Origin of the sequence: Staphylococcus saprophyticus subsp. saprophyticus ATCC 15305 = NCTC 7292, assembly GCF_000010125.1 — a bacterium.
GTDB classification, from domain to species: Bacteria; Bacillota; Bacilli; order Staphylococcales; family Staphylococcaceae; genus Staphylococcus; species Staphylococcus saprophyticus.
The window spans coordinates 1,975,671-1,997,261 of record NC_007350.1 but is presented as its reverse complement, the minus strand read 5'-3'; the positions used below and the strand labels follow the sequence as shown (position 1 = coordinate 1,997,261).

At 32.8% G+C, this 21,591-nt stretch carries 27 protein-coding genes and 1 tRNA gene; 23 read left to right on the top strand and 5 right to left on the bottom strand.

All coding sequences use genetic code 11. The features are described from left to right. Positions 1–1,030 precede the first annotated feature (1,030 nt). The 8 genes from SSP_RS09695 (at position 1,031) to SSP_RS13220 (ending at position 4,802) form a co-directional block, all read left to right on the top strand. Entirely contained in the window at positions 1,031–1,453 is a 423-nt protein-coding gene (locus SSP_RS09695; protein WP_226956109.1) for a DUF3102 domain-containing protein, read from the top strand. A 5-nt stretch (positions 1,454–1,458) separates the two neighbouring features. After that, positions 1,459–1,965, top strand: coding sequence for a phage terminase small subunit P27 family (locus SSP_RS09690; RefSeq protein ID WP_011303603.1), 507 nt, complete (start codon positions 1,459–1,461; stop codon positions 1,963–1,965). A 66-nt stretch (positions 1,966–2,031) separates the two neighbouring features. Further along, entirely contained in the window at positions 2,032–2,292 is a 261-nt protein-coding gene (locus SSP_RS09685; protein WP_011303602.1) for a hypothetical protein, read from the top strand. Between the two features lie 17 nt (positions 2,293–2,309). Further along, positions 2,310–2,846 (top strand): hypothetical protein, encoded by a 537-nt coding sequence (locus SSP_RS09680; RefSeq protein WP_011303601.1) that lies wholly within the window; start codon positions 2,310–2,312, stop codon positions 2,844–2,846. A 128-nt stretch (positions 2,847–2,974) separates the two neighbouring features. After that, positions 2,975–3,169, top strand: a complete 195-nt coding sequence (locus SSP_RS13225; protein ID WP_226956061.1) for a hypothetical protein — start codon at positions 2,975–2,977, stop codon at positions 3,167–3,169. Beyond that, on the top strand, positions 3,162–3,509 hold the full coding sequence (locus SSP_RS09670; protein ID WP_011303599.1) for a hypothetical protein: 348 nt from the start codon (positions 3,162–3,164) through the stop codon (positions 3,507–3,509). The genes SSP_RS13225 and SSP_RS09670 overlap by 8 nt, the downstream gene beginning before the upstream one ends. Positions 3,510–3,903: 394 nt before the next feature. Then, entirely contained in the window at positions 3,904–4,296 is a 393-nt protein-coding gene (locus tag SSP_RS09665; protein ID WP_011303598.1) for a YolD-like family protein, read from the top strand. 314 nt (positions 4,297–4,610) lie between these two features. Continuing rightward, positions 4,611–4,802, top strand: a complete 192-nt coding sequence (locus tag SSP_RS13220) for a hypothetical protein (RefSeq protein WP_041079936.1) — start codon at positions 4,611–4,613, stop codon at positions 4,800–4,802. A 43-nt stretch (positions 4,803–4,845) separates the two neighbouring features. Here the strand turns inward: SSP_RS13220 and SSP_RS13215 are convergent, their stop codons facing one another. Then, positions 4,846–5,109 (bottom strand): hypothetical protein, encoded by a 264-nt coding sequence (locus tag SSP_RS13215; RefSeq protein ID WP_011303597.1) that lies wholly within the window; start codon positions 5,107–5,109, stop codon positions 4,846–4,848. Between the two features lie 543 nt (positions 5,110–5,652). Between SSP_RS13215 and fosB the strand changes: the two genes are divergently transcribed. From fosB to SSP_RS09640, 4 genes are all read left to right on the top strand, one after another. Beyond that, positions 5,653–6,108: a FosB/FosD family fosfomycin resistance bacillithiol transferase gene (gene fosB, locus SSP_RS09650; RefSeq protein ID WP_011303596.1), complete on the top strand. Its 456-nt coding sequence runs from the start codon at positions 5,653–5,655 to the stop codon at positions 6,106–6,108. Next, positions 6,101–6,280 carry a hypothetical protein gene (locus tag SSP_RS13210; RefSeq protein WP_226956106.1) on the top strand — a complete coding sequence of 60 codons (180 nt, stop codon included), beginning with the start codon at positions 6,101–6,103 and terminating at the stop codon, positions 6,278–6,280. Before fosB ends, SSP_RS13210 begins: the two co-directional genes overlap by 8 nt. Before the next feature lie 3 nt (positions 6,281–6,283). Further along, positions 6,284–6,625 (top strand): GNAT family N-acetyltransferase, encoded by a 342-nt coding sequence (locus SSP_RS13205; RefSeq protein WP_226956108.1) that lies wholly within the window; start codon positions 6,284–6,286, stop codon positions 6,623–6,625. 343 nt (positions 6,626–6,968) lie between these two features. Next, entirely contained in the window at positions 6,969–7,754 is a 786-nt protein-coding gene (locus SSP_RS09640; protein ID WP_011303594.1) for an aminoglycoside 6-adenylyltransferase, read from the top strand. Positions 7,755–7,982: 228 nt separating this feature from the next. Here the strand turns inward: SSP_RS09640 and SSP_RS09635 are convergent. Then, a tRNA-Arg gene (locus tag SSP_RS09635) sits at positions 7,983–8,054 on the bottom strand. Between the two features lie 153 nt (positions 8,055–8,207). Between SSP_RS09635 and clpP the strand changes: the two genes are divergently transcribed. After that, positions 8,208–8,792: an ATP-dependent Clp endopeptidase proteolytic subunit ClpP gene (clpP, locus tag SSP_RS09630; protein WP_002483889.1), complete on the top strand. Its 585-nt coding sequence runs from the start codon at positions 8,208–8,210 to the stop codon at positions 8,790–8,792. A gap of 65 nt (positions 8,793–8,857) precedes the next feature. Here the strand turns inward: clpP and SSP_RS09625 are convergent, their stop codons facing one another. Continuing rightward, a complete protein-coding gene (locus tag SSP_RS09625; protein WP_002483888.1) occupies positions 8,858–9,061 on the bottom strand; it encodes a hypothetical protein in 204 nt (67 codons plus the stop codon). Between the two features lie 23 nt (positions 9,062–9,084). Further along, positions 9,085–9,981 carry a TIGR01777 family oxidoreductase gene (locus SSP_RS09620; protein ID WP_002483887.1) on the bottom strand — a complete coding sequence of 299 codons (897 nt, stop codon included), beginning with the start codon at positions 9,979–9,981 and terminating at the stop codon, positions 9,085–9,087. Positions 9,982–10,834: 853 nt separating this feature from the next. Between SSP_RS09620 and SSP_RS09610 the strand changes: the two genes are divergently transcribed. Next, a complete protein-coding gene (locus SSP_RS09610) occupies positions 10,835–11,482 on the top strand; it encodes a DUF4887 domain-containing protein (protein ID WP_011303592.1) in 648 nt (215 codons plus the stop codon). Positions 11,483–11,595: 113 nt separating this feature from the next. Here SSP_RS09610 and SSP_RS09605 read toward each other — a convergent pair whose 3' ends face one another. Continuing rightward, entirely contained in the window at positions 11,596–11,823 is a 228-nt protein-coding gene (locus SSP_RS09605) for a hypothetical protein (protein ID WP_011303591.1), read from the bottom strand. Between the two features lie 377 nt (positions 11,824–12,200). Here SSP_RS09605 and SSP_RS09600 point away from each other — a divergent pair, with 377 nt between their 5' ends. The 9 genes from SSP_RS09600 (at position 12,201) to SSP_RS09555 (ending at position 21,584) form a co-directional block, all read left to right on the top strand. Continuing rightward, the gene (locus SSP_RS09600) at positions 12,201–13,229 is read left to right on the top strand and encodes a sugar-binding transcriptional regulator (RefSeq protein ID WP_011303590.1); all 1,029 of its coding nucleotides are present in this window, start codon (positions 12,201–12,203) and stop codon (positions 13,227–13,229) included. A gap of 40 nt (positions 13,230–13,269) precedes the next feature. Then, positions 13,270–14,277 carry a type I glyceraldehyde-3-phosphate dehydrogenase gene (gap, locus tag SSP_RS09595; protein WP_011303589.1) on the top strand — a complete coding sequence of 336 codons (1,008 nt, stop codon included), beginning with the start codon at positions 13,270–13,272 and terminating at the stop codon, positions 14,275–14,277. A 131-nt stretch (positions 14,278–14,408) separates the two neighbouring features. Then, complete coding sequence (locus SSP_RS09590; protein WP_011303588.1) at positions 14,409–15,599, top strand: phosphoglycerate kinase; 1,191 nt, start codon at positions 14,409–14,411, stop codon at positions 15,597–15,599. A gap of 79 nt (positions 15,600–15,678) precedes the next feature. Further along, positions 15,679–16,440 (top strand): triose-phosphate isomerase, encoded by a 762-nt coding sequence (gene tpiA, locus SSP_RS09585; RefSeq protein ID WP_011303587.1) that lies wholly within the window; start codon positions 15,679–15,681, stop codon positions 16,438–16,440. A gap of 1 nt (position 16,441) precedes the next feature. After that, a complete protein-coding gene (gene gpmI, locus SSP_RS09580) occupies positions 16,442–17,959 on the top strand; it encodes a 2,3-bisphosphoglycerate-independent phosphoglycerate mutase (protein WP_011303586.1) in 1,518 nt (505 codons plus the stop codon). 191 nt (positions 17,960–18,150) lie between these two features. Beyond that, positions 18,151–19,455 carry a surface-displayed alpha-enolase gene (gene eno, locus SSP_RS09575; RefSeq protein WP_011303585.1) on the top strand — a complete coding sequence of 435 codons (1,305 nt, stop codon included), beginning with the start codon at positions 18,151–18,153 and terminating at the stop codon, positions 19,453–19,455. Positions 19,456–19,946: 491 nt separating this feature from the next. After that, positions 19,947–20,408 (top strand): hypothetical protein, encoded by a 462-nt coding sequence (locus SSP_RS09565; protein WP_011303583.1) that lies wholly within the window; start codon positions 19,947–19,949, stop codon positions 20,406–20,408. Positions 20,409–20,476: 68 nt separating this feature from the next. Continuing rightward, positions 20,477–20,710, top strand: a complete 234-nt coding sequence (gene secG / locus SSP_RS09560; RefSeq protein ID WP_011303582.1) for a preprotein translocase subunit SecG — start codon at positions 20,477–20,479, stop codon at positions 20,708–20,710. Positions 20,711–20,843: 133 nt separating this feature from the next. Then, entirely contained in the window at positions 20,844–21,584 is a 741-nt protein-coding gene (locus SSP_RS09555; RefSeq protein WP_011303581.1) for an alpha/beta hydrolase, read from the top strand. Positions 21,585–21,591: the final 7 nt, after the last annotated feature.

Sequence of the window (21,591 nt, the reverse complement as noted above, 5' to 3'; positions counted from 1 at the left end):
CAACTAATGAGATAGTTCACACAGAAGTTTCATTGTGATTGTTCATCAACATTCAAAGAGAAGAAATGAATTGTAGAAGAAATGAATTGTAGAAGAAATGAATTGTAGAAGAAATGAATTGTAATTGATATTTGATTTCTAATTAAGAATGATTAATCCAATTAAGATAAATTGTTTAAGTTAATTCATTTGTTGAAGTTCAATTGTTGATTGAGTTCAGAAGATAAATGATTTCATTTGTTGAATCAATTCAGTTAAGAAGTTCATTAAGAGAAGAAAGTAAATGTAAAAAGTAATTTCAGATTTGAATTACAAAAAAGTTTTAAAGAATTATTTTCAAAATAATATTTCTAATTTCAAAATAAAAATTAAATTCAAAAATCAAAATGAGATTTAAAAATATAAATAATAATTGTTGTTCGTAAAGTGATAAGCAAGAACAATGTTAGAAGCAATTAGGAGATACAAAACGTTATAACTAAGCATGAATACTTTGCATTATACAATGCCATTTGTAGCCATTTAGAGAGCTATACAGAGCATACATTTATTATTTAGATTTTAGGTACTCAACAATCTTACATGTGGCTTAAATGGGCTTAGAATACGATGTATGAAAAGAGTAAAAAAGTAACTAAATTTAGATTGAAAGTAAATTAATTTTGCCCAGTAGATAATTAAAGTAGTGGTGGAAATTTTAACGGATAGATTAATTTTATCGGTAGTGTAAAAAATTTTCGGATTGAGATTCAAAAAAATAAATTTCAAAAATATTTTTTGGTGTGGCGAAGAAAAAGCCCCGTGGCTCTAGTGTTCGAGCGAAAACGAGCCGAACTTTTCTGTAACCGCATCTTGAAATGAAAAGTTAAAATTGTGTAATTTTTCACAATATATGCAGGCGATATAGATTAAATTTAAGTATATAACGCCCTATTATCAAGATAATCATGTTCTCAACGCAATATAGGGCTTTTCTCAGTAGCGATTATCGATGAATTAGTAAAGTTTTTAAAACCAATATGGTCAATCGATATTCGAAATTGGTCGAAGATTGAAACACGTAAAAGAGAATGACCTTGTTCATGGAGAATTTATAAACTGGGTTGAAAATTCATTAAACATGGATAGAACGACAGCTAGTAAATTCATGAAGATTTCAAAAGAACTTTCAAATGATGAACCAGTTCAACATTTAGGGTTTAAAGCACTTTATCAAATAGCAACGATACCTGAAGATAAAAGAGAAGAAAAGCATAAAACTTCTTCTGGAGAAATGAAAAATTCATACGAGATGACAACTAAAGAACGAGAAGATTTCAAACGACACCAACGAAAACTTGAACTAGAAAAATCCCAACTCGAATCCCAATTGGAACAAGCACAACGTTCTGAATCAATTGCACATAAGCAATTAGAGAAATATATTTCAATACATAATATTTATAGGAGATGATATAAATGTCACAGAGAAAACTATTATCACAACAAAAAGCTTATCGTACCAAAGATGTACAAGAACAAAGAAATGCGACTGAGAAAGCTATGAATGAGCTTACACCTTTATCAAAAGAGCCACCTGATTTTTTAGATGATGATGCTATTCAAGAATGGTATAGAGTGCTTCCACTTATTAATGAATTACCTATAAAAGATTTAGACAAAGGTCTGCTTGCTACTTATTGCCAAACATATAGTAACTACAAAAATGCCACACTCAAATTACAAGAAGAAGGTATGGTGGTTGTAACTGAACGTGGAAGTAAGCTCTCACCTCATTACACAATACAAAGGGATAGCGTGAATACAATGAATGCTATTTGCCCTAAATTAGGATTAACTGTTGAGGCACGTCTCAAGATTATGGAACCTAAGACAAAAAATGAGTATGATCCCGTAGGTGATTTTGTGACAGGTAAGAAGCCTAAATCAGTATATGAAGAGTTTGGCATAGGTAAAGATGACTAATTGTCCAATAATTGGACAAACTTAAACTTATAATAATACTTTGCAAATTTTTCAAAATAATTAATTATGCAATCATTGTATAAATTCATAAAATGTAACGCTAAAGATTTAATTGATAAATTGCATGAACGAGCGAAAGAGAATAAACGTAAAGCTATGGGTGAAGCAGAAAGGAATAATTATAAGAAGAACAAAAATATTCGTTTTAGTTCAGCTGAACCACAACGTAAAACGAATAACCAACACAATACACCGGTTCATGAAAATAAAGAAATCACAATAAAAAATGATGTATCTGAAACAACTGTAAAGAGGATTAAAAATTAAAGAAATGAGGTTATACAATGCTTCTAAAACCTTGTATGCAAGTATTAAGATATTATCCTACAGAAAAGATAACCGAATACGAGCTATTAACTGCTTATAATCCCGTGTTTATTAATCGTAAAATACAAACCATTGAAGAACAAATTGAATGTATGTATAGCCTTAATACGTCGCACATGACATGTGATGATGTGATGGGTGTAGTCACAACTTCATATCCTTTAGAAAAGTTAGTATGTTGGATTGTTGAGAAAAAAGACGAGCTGGATAGATATAAAAAACAATCAAATAAACGACTAAATTTGGTTAAAAAGCTAATCAAACACTATCCTTCGCATGAACAAAAGGCTATCATTCAATACATGCAGTCAAATGGCTCATATAAGCCACACAAAATGATTGAGAAACTGCAGAAAGATTTATATCAAGTCCATCATAAAAACCGTTCACAACGCCGTGAGAAGCACATACAAGCCAATAAAGTGATTTATAATGACTATATCGAAACAAAACGTGAAAGCCTGCAAAATGAACGCGAGGTACTTGCCATATGATTATTGAGTATCAAGATGTGAACTATAAAATGTTATCCAAGTATATGTTGAACTATCACAGACTTTGTGACTGGTACATCAACAGACCTCATAACGTCAATGACCTTCAGTACCGAAATATATGTGATATGGTTAAAGGTATAACTGCTGTATATAATGATTCTTCTTTATTAAAACAACAAGTTATCAAGTTGACGTGGTGGGACAAGGAAAACTTATCAGATGACGTTATTTGCGACATCATCGGTATTAAACAAAGGGTATTGTTGCGTGCTAGAACGTCTATATTAGATCGATTGGCGAGTGAAATCAGCTATGTATGATAAAAAGACGATTAAACAGTTTATATTGAGTTGTCACGAGCATATTAACGATGATTATGAAGATAAACCCATTGAAACAGATGATTTCTTTGAGTTAGGTGCTGAAGTTGGCCATAAGCGTATAGATCAAATGAATACAGAAGATGCGATATTTTTAAACGAGCTAGAATTGGCTGCCGAAACAGTAGGAACATTCAAAGAGTTTAATTTGTTTTTACTGATGGTAGAGGGGAAAACTTACAAAGATATGGCTCGTATATTCGAAGTAGGCGTGCAGAGAGTTAAGCAGATGTTAGACAAGTTAATAGTTAAAATGATTGAATATTTGCAATATAACTAAAATTGTATATAATAGGTAATGGAATCACTTATCACTTTCTTACGAATACACACTAGACGACTTTAAAAGTCGTCTTTTTTATTTGGTTATTATACAACTAATTCTTTTAATCACTTTAGAATGCGTATAGAATAGGCTTATTCTAATATTTAATGCTATAGTAAACTTACATACAGCTATATATATTATTTTATAATTATTAATTTTGCTCATACCAATTGCCCAAGTATGTTACGGGTGGTAATTTGCTTGATATTTCAATGTCATGTTAAAATATATTTATCAGTTTTTTAGTAGCATCATAACTCTTAATTTACAAGGCAGACAGTCTAGTCTGTCTTTTTTTATTTACAATAACGAACATATGTTCTATTATATTTATTGAGGTGATACTATGATGCCAGATAAATATAAAAATGAAACAGACTATCGTAAAATACCACGTGAATATCTTAATCCACGCATACCACAAGGACGTGGCATGGTTAAATGGCAACCATTCAAGACTATGCCTGAGCAATACGAAAGATTAGAGCAATACATACTAGACCAAAATAAAATTGAGAGACCTATATTAAGTGAAGATCAATTAAATGAGTTAAATGATACATTAGTATATAAGATGTTTCATGATCCATCAATTGAATTGCGTTACTTCGAAAATGGATATATTAAAACTAAAGTGGGTTATATTCATAAAGTCGATGTGCATACAAAAACACTACACATGTATGAAGATACTGGAATGAGTGTATTGAATTTAAAAGATATTGTGGAGATAAAATAAGGGATTTAATAAAGAAACACATCAGTCCGCCCGAGCATATCGTTGAGTAGTTATTATTGTTATTAAAGTTGACATAGATTTTTTTAATTAATCTTATTATTGTATATTAAAATTAGCTAGTGAAAAACTAGCGCAATTCACCTTTTGTAAAATGATATATTTTTAACAGTCTGCCCCCACAGGCTGTTATTTTTATGTAAATTTACTTAACATAAATTTTTTCACAAAAAATAAATAGTATATAATGATTTTAGCTAGCGGAAACTAGCTATCTTAACCTTCCACTATTTAAATAAAAAACGAGCGTGATAATTATGAGTGAATACAAGCAGGTAATCAAAAAACTAATTGAAAGTGACATAACTGGTTATCAAATATATAAGAACACACTTATAAATCAAGCTATAATTTCTACTTTAAGAAACGGGAAACGTGATTTAGACAATCTATCATTAAAGAATGCTGAAAAACTATACCAATATGGAAAAGCCCACCTAAATGAATAGGTGGGTTGTTTAAAATATATGCAAAGTAATGTAATCGTAAATATTATTGGTTATATTTATTTTGATAATATTTCAATGCTGCAAGTTTTTGCTCTGCATCTTCAACTTCATATTGATTATTTTCAATTGCATACATAGTTTGCTTTTCGCCAGATGAAAGTCCATCACCAGTGTTTTTACGCCATTCTTGGTCAGGCATGTTCATATATGGATTATTAGGATCATAACCGTTAGCTTCTTGATTATCTTGTTGTGTTTGTTGTGTTTGTTGCGTGGTAGCATTGTCTCGTTGTTGGTTAGTATTCATTTGTTGATTTTGTTGCTCCTGTTGATCTGTATTAGCTTGTTGTGTATTGCTAGTAGTTTGATTTTGATTATCTGCGTTAGCTTGTTGGTCAACATTATTTTGTGATTGACTGTCATTGCTAGTAGTTTGACTATCGTTATCAGAGTTATTTTCCTTTTCAGTTTTATTGTCCTTAGCTGTTTTTTTACTATCATTTGATTTCTTGTTTTCATCTTTTGACGTATCTTCTGATTTATTTTCTTCTTTGTTACCACATGCCCCTAATACTAGAAAACTCGCTAATAATAAAAATAAAACTTTTTTTCATTTATACATCTCCTTAAAGATAATTTAATAAGTTCATTGTACTACACATAAAAGATAATAGTGATAACAAAAAGTTATGATTAAAAATAGTATTTATGAATATACTTATATTACATTTTGATAAAAAATTATGTAGCACTATCAGTTAAAAACGTTGCAATAATTTTAAATAGTGGGTCTTTTTACATGGATGTATGTTAGAATATTCTGTAAATTAATCTATTTAGGAGCGTATATATGATTCAATCTATAAATCACGTTACTTATTCAGTATCAGATATTAGTAAGTCGATTAATTTTTATAAAGACATTTTAAAGGCAAAAATTTTAGTGGAAAGTGACAAAACAGCGTATTTCATATTAGGGGGCCTGTGGCTAGCGCTTAACGAAGAAAAAGATATACCTAGAAATGAAATTCGATACTCATATACGCATATGGCTTTTACAATAGAGGAAAGTGAATTTGAAGAATGGTATCAGTGGTTAAATGATAACAATGTGAATATATTAGAAGGACGTACTAGAGACGTAAGAGATAAAAAATCAATATACTTCACTGATCCAGATGGCCATAAGTTTGAGCTACATACAGGTACGTTACAAGATAGGTTAGATTATTATAAAGAAGAAAAGCCACATATGAAATTTTATGAATGGGATGAAGTAGATAAAACAGACAATAATCGTGAATGACAAAATAAAGTTAAGGGATGCAGTAGATAAAGATGCGAAAGAATATGTTGAAATTCCTTTTGATGAGGAACTGTTGGAAATGTATGGTACTGAAATGAATATAAATAAAGCAAAATCATTAGATAAAGCAATGTTATTAGTTAATGAGATAAAGACTAGCCCTTATGAATAGGCTATTGAATATGAAGGAAAGTTTATTGGACAAGTTAGATTAACCATAGACGATGAAAATCATAAAGCAAAGTTTGCGATTGGTATATTCAATCCAAAATATTGGAATAAAGGAATTGGAACAAAGGTTTCAAATGCAATATTAAACTTCGGTTTTTCCGAATTAAAACTTCACAGAGTATATTTGAAGGTACTTGCGTATAATGAAAGAGCTATTAAATCATATGAAAATGTGGGATTTAAAGTTGAGGGTGAAGAAAGAGAAGGAGCTTATATTAATGGGAAGTATGAAACCGATATTCATATGAGTATTTTAAAAAGCGAATATCAGCAATCAAACGTATAGTTATACGTTAATTCACTACTCGATGCAACACAGAGCGAATGTCAGAGAGATAATTAAATAGATTTGGTAATTTTGGTGTAATCTTTTAAGATAGATGCGTGATGTTAATCAAAAATGTTTAACCAAAAGTATGTACTCAAAAATAGGTGTGTAAAAAGTCCACACACAAAAAAGTTTATGTGCTATTACTCAAAAATGAGTATGAGGTTAGGTTTCTCAAAAAAGAGCAACCAATGTACACGGTCAAAAATGACCACTTACTGTTATCCAAAAAAGACTAGCAGGTATTGTTCGAAATTTAAAAAGTTGCTTATAAAAGTATTGTCATTTAGTGAGGTGTCTAATGAGAACAGAAAAAGAAATGTTGAACTTAATTCTTAATATTGCTAAACAAGATAAAAATATAAAAGCAGTATGTATGAATGGGTCTAGGGTTAATGTAAAAATTCAACCCGATATACATCAGGATTTTGATATTGTCTACATTGTTGAAAATTTAGAAGATATAATTGCTGATTTGGAATGGATAAATCAGTTTGGAAATAGAATAATAACACAGTTTCCAGAAGCGCAAGATTTATATCCATCTGAATTAGAAGAACGTTATCCAATATTAATGCTATTTGATGATTACAATCGAATAGACTTAACATTATTATCGAAAAATAAATTATCTGAATATTTGGCAGAAGATAAATTAATAAAAGTACTTCTTGATAAAGATAATTTGTTACCAAAAAACAATAGTGTTAGTGAAGCAAGTTATTGGATAAGTAAGCCATATCAGAAATTGTTTGATGAATGTATAAATGAGTACTATTGGGTTTCTACCTATGTAATGAAAGGTATATGGAGAAATGAGTTGCTTTATTCAATAGATCATTTGAATATATGTAGAAGAATGCTACTTTTAATGCTTGCATGGGATAAAGGTTATAAATTTGATTTTCAAGTTAATTTTGGTAAGAGCTTTAAATACTTGCCTAATTATTTAGGATCTAATAAAAATAGTGAATTGACTTCCACTTATCCTCATTTAAATACTAATGAAATAAAAGAAGCATTATATAAAATGACTGAAATGTTTGAGTATGCTGCAGTAATGGTCAGTAAGAAATGTAAATTATGATACAGAAAACTATGCAGAAGTTAAGAAATATATTGGTTTTAATAATTAAAGTTCGTGCATAATGAGAGAAGTATTTACAAAACAATTGATTTTATAATGGGGACTAAATGGGGGCGCGAAATTCAAAACGCATCAAAACGAATGATACTATAAAATATAAAAATACCGACACCACAAGTGTTTTGACAACTAGTGATATCGGGTGAAAATGAGAAAATAACTTATTAATCCCCTCGAAGGGAATCGAACCCCTATCTTAAGAACCGGAATCTTACGTGTTATCCATTACACTACGAGGGGGTAAAGACGCATTAATATAAGTGTACAAATCTTAACGAAAACGGTCAATAAGAATAATTCAACTTTCATAAAATTTTTGAGCGTTATTTTTTGACCATGTTTGACTTTTAGGTTAAAATAAGTTTATCAGTTAGAAATAAGGAGGCAATATTAATGAATTTAATACCTACAGTAATTGAAACAACAAACCGTGGGGAACGTGCATATGACATTTACTCACGTTTATTAAAAGACCGTATTATAATGTTAGGTTCTCAAATCGATGATAATGTAGCAAACTCTATTGTTTCTCAATTATTATTCTTACAAGCACAAGATGCAGAAAAAGATATCTATCTTTATATCAATTCACCAGGTGGTAGTGTAACTGCTGGTTTCGCTATTTACGATACAATCCAACACATCAAACCAGATGTACAAACAATTTGTATCGGTATGGCTGCATCAATGGGGTCATTCCTACTTGCAGCAGGTGCAAAAGGTAAACGTTTTGCATTACCAAACGCTGAAGTAATGATTCACCAACCATTAGGTGGCGCGCAAGGACAAGCGACTGAAATTGAAATTGCTGCTAATCATATTCTTAAAACACGTGCTAAATTAAACCAAATTTTAGCTGAACGTACTGGTCAATCAATTGAAAAAATTGAGCAAGATACAGATCGTGATAATTTCTTATCAGCTGAAGAAGCTAAAGACTATGGTCTTGTTGACCAAGTTATGGTACCAGAATCATAAGATTTAATTTCATTAAAAAAGCCAAGCTACATAATCAGTAGCTTGGCTTTTCTATTTATCTCACATTATGAATTGTTATTAACTTTAAGTCTACGATAGTTGCGCCAAATTAATTTAATGGCTACAAATGTTACACAGATACCACTTATCACCAATATTGATGATATAAATAGCATAGTTAAATTTTGTTCAAAAGCACAGATACCATTAATTAATAATAACAATCCAGCGATAAATAATAAGGCATGTGTTAAACGATCTGTCTTCATGATTCATTTCGCTTCCTATTCACTTAATGTACTAAATCTTCGAGTGCGATTTTTAAATCAGGATATTTAAATTTGAAATGGGTTGCTTGTAATTTATTAGGTATTACTTTTTGTGTATCGAGCACAACAGTCGACATTTGACCTAAAGCTAACCTAATGGCTAACGATGGGACCCATGTATGATGAGGGCGATGAGAAACGCGTGCAAGTGTATACCCAAACATGTTTTGATGTTCTACAATCGGTGCAGTAAAGTTAAATACACCTCGTGCACTTTCTGTATTGATAGTATGGAGCAAGGCTCTCACTAAATCATCTATATGAATCCAAGAATACCATTGTCTTCCTGAACCTAATTTTCCACCAAGATAAAAGTCATAAGGCAATTTCATCATTGGTAGTGCGCCGCCATCATTAGACAAGACCATTCCAAACCGACCAATAACGACACGCGTACCAAGCGTTTCAAATTGGCGAGCCATTCTTTCCCATTGATATACGACTTCCGATAAAAAATCAAAAGGAAGTGTTTTATATAATTCAGTATACGTACGATATAAGTCTGGTTTATAGTAACCAACAGCACTCGCATTGAATAATACTTCTGGTTTATGTTTACGATTTTGAAATAATTCGAATAAAGCTTGTGTAGCTTGTATACGACTAAGCATAATGGTTTGTTTATAGGATTTAGTCCATCGTTTATTTAAACTAGCACCTGCAAGGTTAATGACGATATCGATATCAGGTATTTCATTTTCCCAATTTGGTTGAGACCAATTGACGTAGGAAATCTTAGGGTGTGATGAAGTCATATCCTGTCTAGTTAAAATCGTTATATGCGCATCACTTTGTATGATAGCTTTAACTAATTGCGATCCTATCATACCTGTACCACCTGTAATTAAATAATGTTTCATTTTATCACCTCATAATTTAGTAATGCCTAATGTTGGAATGATTAGAGTGAATCAATCGAATCACATTTGAAGGTCATAATTTTTTCATTGTTTGTTCAATAATATGTCATTTACTCGTATTAAGAACTATTTAAAATAAAGAGCATTCATTTTATAATTGAGATACCTTCGATATTAATTAATCATCTCTTAATTATTTCGAGTATACCCCATAATATACTAACGAAGGTGAAATTTTGACTCCCTTTAGTAGTGGCCTGTACGCATTGCGTATAGGCCTATATTTATATGTTAACGCAATTTGCTTTGTGTAACTATCTTTTTACATTTAAGTCAAAACATTTTATAAGGATATGAAGGTCGTTATGCCCTATAAAGTAAGTATAGAAATTATTCCAGTGGCTATGAATAACAAAATAATAATCATCATAAATAAGGGGAATCGCTTTTTATCTCGGTCTTTTGATTCGTAATGATCGTTATCGATCATAATTTGACGTAGACCTCTTTTTTGAGATGATTTTTGCTCCTCTAATTCATCAAATGGATCATGCTTTTTCAATTTTAGAACACATCCTGTTATATTAATGTTATAGCTTATTCATATTAATAATAAAAAATTACAAAAGTATTGAAAACGAAGATTACTATAGATTAATATTAAACTATAGTATTAAATTTTAAGTTATATATGTATTTTACTATACATATGTCGTTAAGATAACATCTAGGTTAAAAAATAGTTAATGAGTTTAATTAATAAATGAAATAGTGTAAAATATACATTTGTTATTGAAAGCATGCGCATAAATGAAAACAAATGTTATGATATAAATTGAAGTGAGGGGAGCATATGCCAAACCATAATCCGAACAACAAGAAAATGAGTGGTTTTGCGAAAATTGTAAGTGGATTAATCGTATTATTATTAGTAGGTGGATTAATTTTTGCTATTTTTGCATTTGTAGATCATTCAAACAAAGCGAATGAACGTTTAGCAGATCAGAAACAAGAAGAAAAAGATAAGAAAGAAAAACAGAAGACAAAAGAAGAAAAAGACAAAAAAGATAAAGAGAAATCTACACAAGAGTCTCAACAAACACAACAAACGCAGCAAACAGTTCAAACGCAACAACAAACACAGCAAACGCAACAGACGCAGCAAACACAACAGCCAGCAACGACTGAGCGTCGTACAACAGAAGAAAAATCACCTGAAAAAACGAAAGAAGCTACCACAGAAGAAAGAACAACTGAAGAACGTTCTACTGAAGAAAAAACACGTGAGCCTTCAACAGAAGAAAAAACAACTGAAGAGAAAACATCTGAACCTTCAACGGAAGAAAAAACATCTGAACCATCGACTGAAGAGAAAAAACCAGAACCATCAACTCAACAAAGAAGTTCTCAAAATAATACACAAGAAAGATCAGCACAAAGCAACAATAATAGTTCAAGTACCAATGAACGCTCAAGCGATTCATCTTCAGAAGATGACTAATATATTTAATAGGACTGCGAAATCGATGTTAATCATATGATTTCAAGGTCCTATTTTTATAGCGTTAAAAACACCTGTTATACGGTTTGTTTTATAGTATTTAAGCACACAGACTAAAATAAGAAATTTAATAAGAAAGTAATGAGTGAGGATAATAGTATGAGTGTGATACAACCGCTAAGACAACCAAAAGGTCCACAGCCACATCCTATGTTTTTAGAATAGTGAAATGTTTGATTTGAATGCGAATAATCTGGTTGTTTAGGATTTTTGAAATAATCTTCATCTTTATAACGTCGATCGTTTGGATCAATGACTTCTGGATGATCGTTCTGTGACATGTATTTTCCTCCCAATTGAATAATCTATACTTTTATTTTATAGATTAAAGATAATGGAAGCAATGATTCTACAAGTGTATTTAAGCCGCTATCATAAGTGGATGCTTACTTATTTTTAAGAATCGGAAAATATAATGATTTATGATTAGTAAATGATTAATCGGGTAATATAACAATGCAAGACATTTTAGAGGAACGATAGAATATATAAAGGTAATAAGTAAAAATTAAGAGAAGTGTATTTCTCTTGCAATTTCAAATCGATAGTAGTATTATTGCAAATATAAGAGGTTATATTTTTTTGTCCTGCTAGGGACGTAAAAAGTCAACCTATGGTTGGAACTTGACCCTTTATAATGAAACGGAGGAGGATAGTAGTGAATGATTTGATAAAAGTTCAACAAAAACTTGTGCCAGAACTTGTTGAAAAAATGTATCGACGTTTTTCAATTCTCACTACTATTGCTAAGCACCAACCCGTAGGTAGACGTAGTTTAAGTGAATATATGGATTTAACTGAACGTGTATTACGTTCCGAAACAGACACATTGAAACAACAAGAACTAATCAAGGTTAAGCCAACAGGCATGGAAATCACTGAAGAAGGTAAAGCAACTGTTCGTCAGCTAAATAGTTATTTTAATGTTTTTTCTGATGACCATCATCTTTCACAGTTGATTAAGGAACAATATGACATTAAAGACGTCTATGTGATACCAGGTGATTCTGAAACTGATAAAGCAGTAAAAATTGAACTTTCACGACAGGCAGGACAGTTGGTTGAAGATGTTCTTTATGATCATGCCATTGTAGCAGTCACTGGTGGGTCTACGATGGCCTACGTGAGTGAGGCAATGCATAAACAGCCACATGATGTTTTCTTTGTTCCGGCAAGAGGCGGACTGGGTGAAAATGTTGTATATCAAGCAAATACCATTGCAGCGAGTATGGCACAACAAACGAATGGTGATTATACGACATTATATGTCCCAGATAATGTGAGTGAAACAACATACAATACACTTATGTTAGAGCCTTCAGTTATCCACACCCTAGAAAAAATTAGAGAATCCAATATTACAATCCACGGCATTGGTGATGCGCTGAAGATGGCGCGAAGACGTCAATCACCAAACGAAGTTATAGAAAAACTTCAACATCACAATGCCTCGGGAGAAGCATTTGGATATTATTTCGATGATCAAGGCGATATCGTCCATAAAGTGAAAACAATTGGACTACAATTAGAAGACCTTGAATCGAAAAAGTTTATATTTGCTGTAGCTGGGGGTAAATCTAAAGGAGAAGCAATTAAAGCTTACCTTTCTATTGCTCCAAAAAACACTGTATTAATTACAGACGAAGGTGCAGCAAGTGCAATCGTAAATAACAGTAATAAAAAGTGATTACACTTTTTAAATATCATTTTTAAAGGAGGCCATTTTAATGGCAGTAAAAGTAGCAATTAATGGTTTTGGTAGAATTGGTCGTTTAGCATTCAGAAGAATTCAAAACGTTGACGGAATCGACGTAGTAGCAGTAAACGATTTAACAGATGACGAAATGTTAGCTCATTTATTAAAATATGATACTATGCAAGGACGCTTCACAGGAGAAGTTGAAGTAGAAAAAGACGGTTTCCGCGTAAACGGACAAGAAGTAAAATCATTCTCTGAGCCTGAACCAAGTAAATTACCTTGGAAAGACTTAGACATCGATGTTGTATTAGAATGTACTGGTTTCTTCGCTGATAAAGAAAAAGCAGAAGCACACATCAATGCAGGTGCTAAAAAAGTATTAATCTCTGCTCCAGCTACAGGCGATTTAAAAACAATCGTTTATAATACAAACCACCAAGAATTAGACGGTTCAGAAACTGTTGTTTCAGGTGCTTCATGTACTACTAACTCATTAGCTCCTGTTGCTAAAGTTTTAAATGATGACTTCGGTTTAGTAGAAGGTTTCATGACTACTATCCACGCATACACTGGTGACCAAAGCACACAAGATGCACCACACAGAAAAGGCGACAAACGTCGTGCGCGTGCAGCTGCTGAAAACATCATCCCTAACTCAACTGGTGCTGCTAAAGCAATTGGCTTAGTAATTCCTGAAATTGATGGTAAATTAGATGGAGGAGCGCAACGTGTTCCTGTTGCAACTGGTTCATTAACTGAATTAACAGTTGTTTTAGAAAAAAATGTAAGCATTGAAGATGTAAATGCTGCAATGAAAAATGCTTCAAACGAATCATTCGGTTACACAGAAGACGAAATCGTATCTTCAGACGTAATCGGTATGACTTATGGTTCATTATTTGATGCAACACAAACTCGTGTAATGACTGTTGGCGACCGTCAATTAGTTAAAGTAGCAGCTTGGTACGATAACGAAATGTCTTACACTTCACAATTAGTACGTACATTAGAACACTTAGCAACTCAAGCTAAATAATTTGATGTAAAAATGAATTTAACAACTTTAATGTGCTGTTAAATTTAAACAATAAGCTTAGGAGTAAGCGGGGAGCACAACGCTTCTCCGCTTATTTTAATTTGTTGTTCCATTTAGAGGAGGAAGCTTACATGGCTAAAAAAATTGTAACTGACTTAGAATTAAAAGGTAAAACTGTACTTGTTCGCGCAGATTTTAACGTGCCGATGAAAGATGGAGAAATCACTGACGACAACCGTATCGTTCAAGCTTTACCAACAATTAAATACATCATTGAACAAGGTGGAAAAGTTGTATTATTTTCACATCTAGGTAAAGTGAAAGAAGAAAGTGATAAAGCAGCATTAACTTTAAAACCTGTTGCTAATGCATTAACAGAAAAATTAGGTGAAGAAGTTACTTTTGTACCTGAAACACGTGGAGAAACACTAGAACAATCTGTCAAAGATCTTAATGAAGGCGATGTTTTACTAGTTGAAAATACACGTTTTGAAGATGTAGACGGCAAAAAAGAATCTAAAAATGATCCTGAATTAGGAAAATACTGGGCTTCACTTGGCGATGTATTTGTAAATGATGCATTTGGTACTGCGCATCGTGAGCACGCTTCAAATGTGGGTATTGCATCTAATTTAGAAACAGTTGCAGGATTCTTAATGGAAAAAGAAATTAAATATATCGGTGGCGTAGTTGAAAACCCTGATAAACCTGTAGTTGCAATTCTAGGTGGTGCCAAAGTTTCTGACAAAATTGGCGTTATCACAAACTTATTGAAGATTGCTGACAAAGTACTGATCGGTGGCGGCATGTCATATACGTTCTTTAAAGCACAAGGTAAAGAAATTGGTTTATCTTTATTAGAAAAAGATAAAGTTGATTTTGCAAAAGAATTATTAGACCGTGCAGGCGATCAAATCGTCTTACCAGTTGATTGTAAAGTTGCAAAAGAATTCTCAAATGACGCTGAAATCACTGAGGTTTCTGTTGATGATATCCCAGCAGACCAAGAAGCTATGGATATTGGACCAAAATCAGTTGAATTATTTAAAGAACAATTACAAGGTGCGCATACGGTAGTATGGAATGGACCAATGGGCGTATTTGAATTAAGTAATTTTGCTAAAGGTACAATCGGCGTTTGTGAAGCAATCGCTGAATTAAAAGACGCTAATACAATTATTGGTGGTGGAGATTCAGCAGCTGCAGCTATTTCATTAGGTTATGGTGATGACTTCAGTCACATTTCTACTGGTGGCGGTGCATCATTAGAATACCTTGAAGGTAAAGAACTACCAGGTGTAGTAGCAATCGCAAACAAATAAGCGCACGACTAAAAACAGCTATCCATGATTATCAGTGGCAACACATTTAATCATAAATTACTAATAGGAGTGTAATATAATGAGAAAACCAATTATCGCAGGTAACTGGAAGATGAATAAAACAGTTAAAGAAGCAAAAGATTTTATCAATGAATTACCAACATTACCTGATACAAAAGAAGTAGAATCAGTAATTTGTGCACCAACAATTCAATTAGATGCATTAGTTACTTTAGTAAATGATGGTAAAGCAAAAGGCTTACAAATCGGTGCTCAAAATGCTTACTTTGAAGATAACGGCGCATTCACTGGTGAAACATCTCCAGTTGCATTAGCAGACCTAGGCGTTAAATATGTCGTTATCGGACATTCCGAACGTCGTGAAATCTTCCATGAAACAGATGAAGAAATTAACAAAAAAGCACACGCTATTTTCAATCACGGTATGACACCAATCGTTTGTGTAGGTGAAACAGATGAAGAGCGTGAAAGTGGTAAAGCTAATGAAGTTGTTGGCAACCAAGTTAAAAAAGCTGTAGAGGGTTTATCTGAAGCACAATTACAACAACTTGTGATTGCCTACGAACCAATCTGGGCAATCGGTACTGGTAAATCATCAACTGCTAAAGATGCAAATGAAATGTGTGCATTCGTAAGACAAACAGTTGCAGAATTATCAAGTCAAACTGTAGCTGACGCAACACGTATTCAATATGGTGGTAGTGTGAAACCTAACAACATTAAAGAATACATGGCAGAATCAGACATTGATGGTGCACTTGTAGGTGGCGCATCACTTAAAGTGGATGATTTTGTACAATTGTTAGAAGGTGCAAAATAATATGGCTAAACAACCAACTGCATTAATTATTTTAGATGGTTTTGCAAACAGAGAGAGCGAACACGGTAATGCTGTGAAACTAGCTAATAAACCTAACTTTGATCGTTATTACAGTAAGTATCCAACTACTCAAATCGAAGCTAGTGGTTTAGATGTTGGACTTCCAGAAGGTCAAATGGGTAATTCAGAAGTTGGGCATATGAACATTGGCGCTGGACGTGTCGTTTATCAAAGCTTAACGCGTATCAATAAATCTATTGAAGACGGCGATTTCTTTGAAAATGATGTATTAAACAATGCAATCAATCATGTTAAGAAAAATGATTCAGTGCTACATGTTTTTGGTTTATTATCAGATGGTGGCGTACACAGCCATTACAAACACCTTTTCGCGTTATTAGATTTAGCTAAAAAACAAGGTTTAGAAAAAGTATATGTTCATGCCTTTTTAGATGGACGTGACGTTGATCAAAAATCAGCATTAAAATATATTGAAGAAACTGAAGCGAAGTTTAAAGAACTAGGTATTGGTCAATTCGCATCTGTATCAGGTCGTTATTACGCAATGGATCGTGACAAACGTTGGGACAGAGAAGAAAAAGCATACAATGCTATCCGCAATTTTGGTGGAACAACATTCGAATCTGCTAAAGCAGGTGTCGAAGCGAATTACGATAAAGATTTAACAGATGAATTTGTTGAACCATTTATCGTCCAAGACCAAAACGAAGGTGTCAATGATGGTGATGCAGTCATCTTTTATAACTTCCGTCCTGACAGAGCTGGACAACTTTCTGAAATATTTACTGATAAAGCATTCGAAGGCTTTAAAGTAGAACAAATCAACGACTTATTTTATGCAACGTTTACTAAATATAATGATAACGTGAATGCAGAGATTGTTTTTGAAAAAGTTGATTTAACGAATACAATCGGTGAAGTTGCACAAGATAACGGACTTAAACAATTACGTATTGCTGAAACAGAAAAATTCCCTCACGTGACTTATTTCATGAGTGGTGGTCGTAATGAAGAATTTGAAGGTGAACGTCGCCGTTTAATCGATTCACCTAAAGTCGCAACCTATGACCTTAAACCTGAAATGAGCGCATATGAAGTTAAAGATGCTTTAATTGAAGAATTAAATAAAGGTGACTTAGATTTAATTCTTTTAAACTTTGCTAACCCAGACATGGTTGGACACAGTGGTATGTTAGAACCAACAATTAAAGCAATTGAAGCCGTGGACGAATGTCTAGGCGAAGTTGTTGATAAAATTACTGAAATGGGCGGTCATGCAATCATTACTGCCGATCACGGTAATTCAGACATGGTCCTTACAGATGATGATCAACCAATGACTACGCATACGACAAACCCAGTTCCAGTCATTGTGACAAAAGATGGCGTTACTTTACGTGAAACGGGTCGTCTTGGTGATTTAGCACCAACATTATTAGATTTATTAAATGTAGATCAACCAGAAGATATGACTGGTGAATCACTCATTAATCACTAATCAAAGTTTAATCGCTTTGAGCAAGATTGAGAAGCTAACGATTTCGAAAATGAGATATTTTCATTAAAATGGTTAGTTGCTTATAAACAACACAAGAGAATTAAATTACTTTGTATTTATAGTATTTAAAGCTATAATGAAGATGAAATTTAATATTTCTAAACTACTTATTTATAAAGGAGATTATAAACATGCCAATTATTACAGATGTTTACGCTCGCGAAGTCCTTGACTCTCGTGGTAACCCAACAGTTGAAGTAGAAGTATTAACAGAAAGTGGTGCATTCGGACGTGCATTAGTACCATCAGGTGCTTCTACTGGTGAACATGAAGCAGTAGAATTACGTGACGGAGATAAATCACGTTACTTAGGTAAAGGTGTAACGAAAGCAGTTGACAACGTTAACGAAATTATTGCACCAGAGCTTATTGAAGGTGAATTTTCAGTATTAGAACAAGTTTCAATCGATAAAATGATGATCCAATTAGACGGTACTGAAAACAAAGGTAAATTAGGTGCTAACGCTATTCTTGGTGTTTCTATTGCAGTAGCTCGTGCAGCAGCTGATTTATTAGGACAACCACTTTACAAATACCTAGGTGGATTTAATGGTAAACAATTACCAGTACCAATGATGAACATCGTTAACGGCGGTTCTCACTCTGATGCTCCTATCGCATTCCAAGAATTTATGGTGTTGCCAGTAGGCGCTGAATCATTCAAAGAATCATTACGTTGGGGAGCAGAAATCTTCCACAACTTAAAATCAATCCTTAAAAATCGTGGTTTAGAAACAGCAGTAGGTGACGAAGGTGGTTTCGCTCCTAAATTCGAAGGTACTGAAGATGCTGTTGAAACAATCTTAGAAGCTATTAAAGCCGTTGGTTTAGAGCCAGGTAAAGATGTATTCTTAGGCTTCGACTGTGCTTCTTCTGAATTCTTTGAAGATGGTGTATACAACTACGCTAAATTCGAAGGTGAAAATGGTGCGAAACGTTCAGCTGAAGAACAAGTTGATTACCTTGAAGAATTAGTTAACAAATACCCAATTATCACTATCGAAGACGGTATGGACGAAAATGACTGGGATGGTTGGAAAGTATTAACTGATCGTATCGGTGATAAAGTACAATTAGTTGGTGACGATTTATTCGTTACAAACACAGTTAAATTATCTGAAGGTATTGAAAAAGGTATCGGTAACTCAATCTTAATCAAAGTTAACCAAATCGGTACATTAACTGAAACATTTGACGCTATCGAAATGGCTCAAAAAGCTGGCTACACAGCAGTTGTATCTCACCGTTCTGGTGAAACAGAAGATACTACAATTTCTGACATTGCAGTTGCTACAAATGCAGGTCAAATTAAAACAGGTTCATTATCAAGAACTGACCGTATTGCGAAATACAACCAATTATTACGCATTGAAGATGAATTATACGAAACAGGTAAGTTCGACGGACTTAAATCTTTCTATAACTTATCTAAATAATACAGCATAAAAATTTAAGAGTTCACGCGCTAAACGCAGATTATTGAGGATCTGTGTTAAACTGCCAACAAAGTCTCCGATTTTGTTGGCAGTTTTTTTGTGCTCGTTTTTTGTACTCGCTTTTCGTGGATACAGATACGGCCCGTAGTCTTCGTATAGTGTTTTCATGCTCGAGTCGATCCAAATTACTGCCTAATAAGTTAATAAATAAATTAAAAAGTAATGGTTCTTATCGCTTATTCTGTGGTACTTAGACTTTTATATTTGAAGTATCATATTGCTGTTCTAATAGGCAATCCATAGAGCCACTGACTACAGTCCGACTTGCTCATTTTAAAAAGTATAAATTTATTGAGACAAATACATAAATCATATGAAGCGAATGAACTTGGCGTGTTACTTTATAATGATGATTAACTTAAATTGTTCATCTTTTACAATTAAACTGATATAATTAAAGATGTAAAATAAAGAAGGAGTCTTAACGAATTATGGAAGTAAAACCTAAGTCTAAAGAAATTAAAACGGCTCATCTGATTGCATATAGTTCAGTCATCATTGCGATTCTTTATGTTATACATTTATTCGTAGTTTTAGATGATAGTGTTATTAAACAACTATTATCAAATAGCGGACAGACAACATCTGAAAATGCTGTGGGTACAATTAAAAACAGTTTCCAATTTACAGGAATAATGTATATTTTTGCGAATTTAGCAGGTATCTTCGCAATTTGGAACAGACATATCTATTTATGGTGGTTTATGTTTGCGGTATTCGTATCACAAATATTGTATAATTTAATTAACATTAGTGCAGTTTATGGCGCGATATTAGATATCAAATCTAGCGTGAATATCATTCCTTTAACACTGGTACTCGTTTTATCATTTGTGTTAGCTGTTTATATGTTAATTGTTTCGATTAAACGTAAAAGCACGTTCAATAGATAGAAGTTTGCTAAAGACGACAAACGTATGATATAATGCGTTTCGTATATAATGAATGGAGGACAATTTTCATGCATACATTAATAATGGTACTTTTGATTTTAGATTGTATTGCATTAGTAACTGTTGTATTACTCCAAGAAGGTAAAAGTAATGGACTTTCAGGCGCAATTAGTGGTGGCGCCGAGCAGTTATTTGGTAAACAAAAGCAACGCGGTATTGATTTATTCTTGCATAGATTAACAATTGTATTGTCTGTCATTTTCTTCTTGTTAATGTTAGGCATAAGTTATTTTGGTTTATAAGGTCCGACAATGTTAAAGTCGGGCTTTTTTATTTATAATAGTTAATATAGCTTTTAAAAATAATTGAGATAAATAAAAGGTGAATTTAAATAAACGACACGTACTAAAGCATAAGCGAAAGGATTGAAACACAATGCAGATTAAACTTCCAGAACCATTCTTCTTTGAAGAAGGTAATAGAGCTGTGTTACTGTTACATGGCTTTACAGGGAATTCCTCAGATGTGAGACAATTAGGGCGTTACTTGCAGAAGAAAGGCTACACATCGTATGCACCACAATATGAAGGACATGCAGCACCACCTGAAGAAATATTAAGTTCAAGTCCATTTGTATGGTTTAAAGATGCACTAGATGGCTATGATTTCTTAGTAGACAAAGGTTATGATGAAATCGTTGTTGCAGGATTGTCACTTGGTGGATGTTATGCGTTGAAATTAAGCTTAAACAGAGATGTAAAGGGTATTATAACAATGTGTTCACCTATGTACATTAAGACGGAAGGGTCTATGTTTAACGGTGTTCTAGAATATGCGCGTAATTTTAAAAAGTATGAAGGTAAAGATGAAGCTACCATTGAAAAAGAAATGGCAAACTTTAAACCTACAGACACTTTAAAAGAGTTACAAGGACAAATACAGGATGTCAGAAATCACATAGATGAAGTAATGGATCCATTATTAGTTGTCCAAGCAGAACAAGATCAAATGATTAATACAGATTCTGCAAATGTTATATACAATGAGAGCGAATCTGATGAAAAAGATATCAAATGGTATGCGAATTCAGGACATGTCATTACAATTGATAAAGAAAAAGAATTAGTATTCGAAGACGTATACAATTTCTTAGAATCATTAGATTGGTCGAATTAAAAATTTA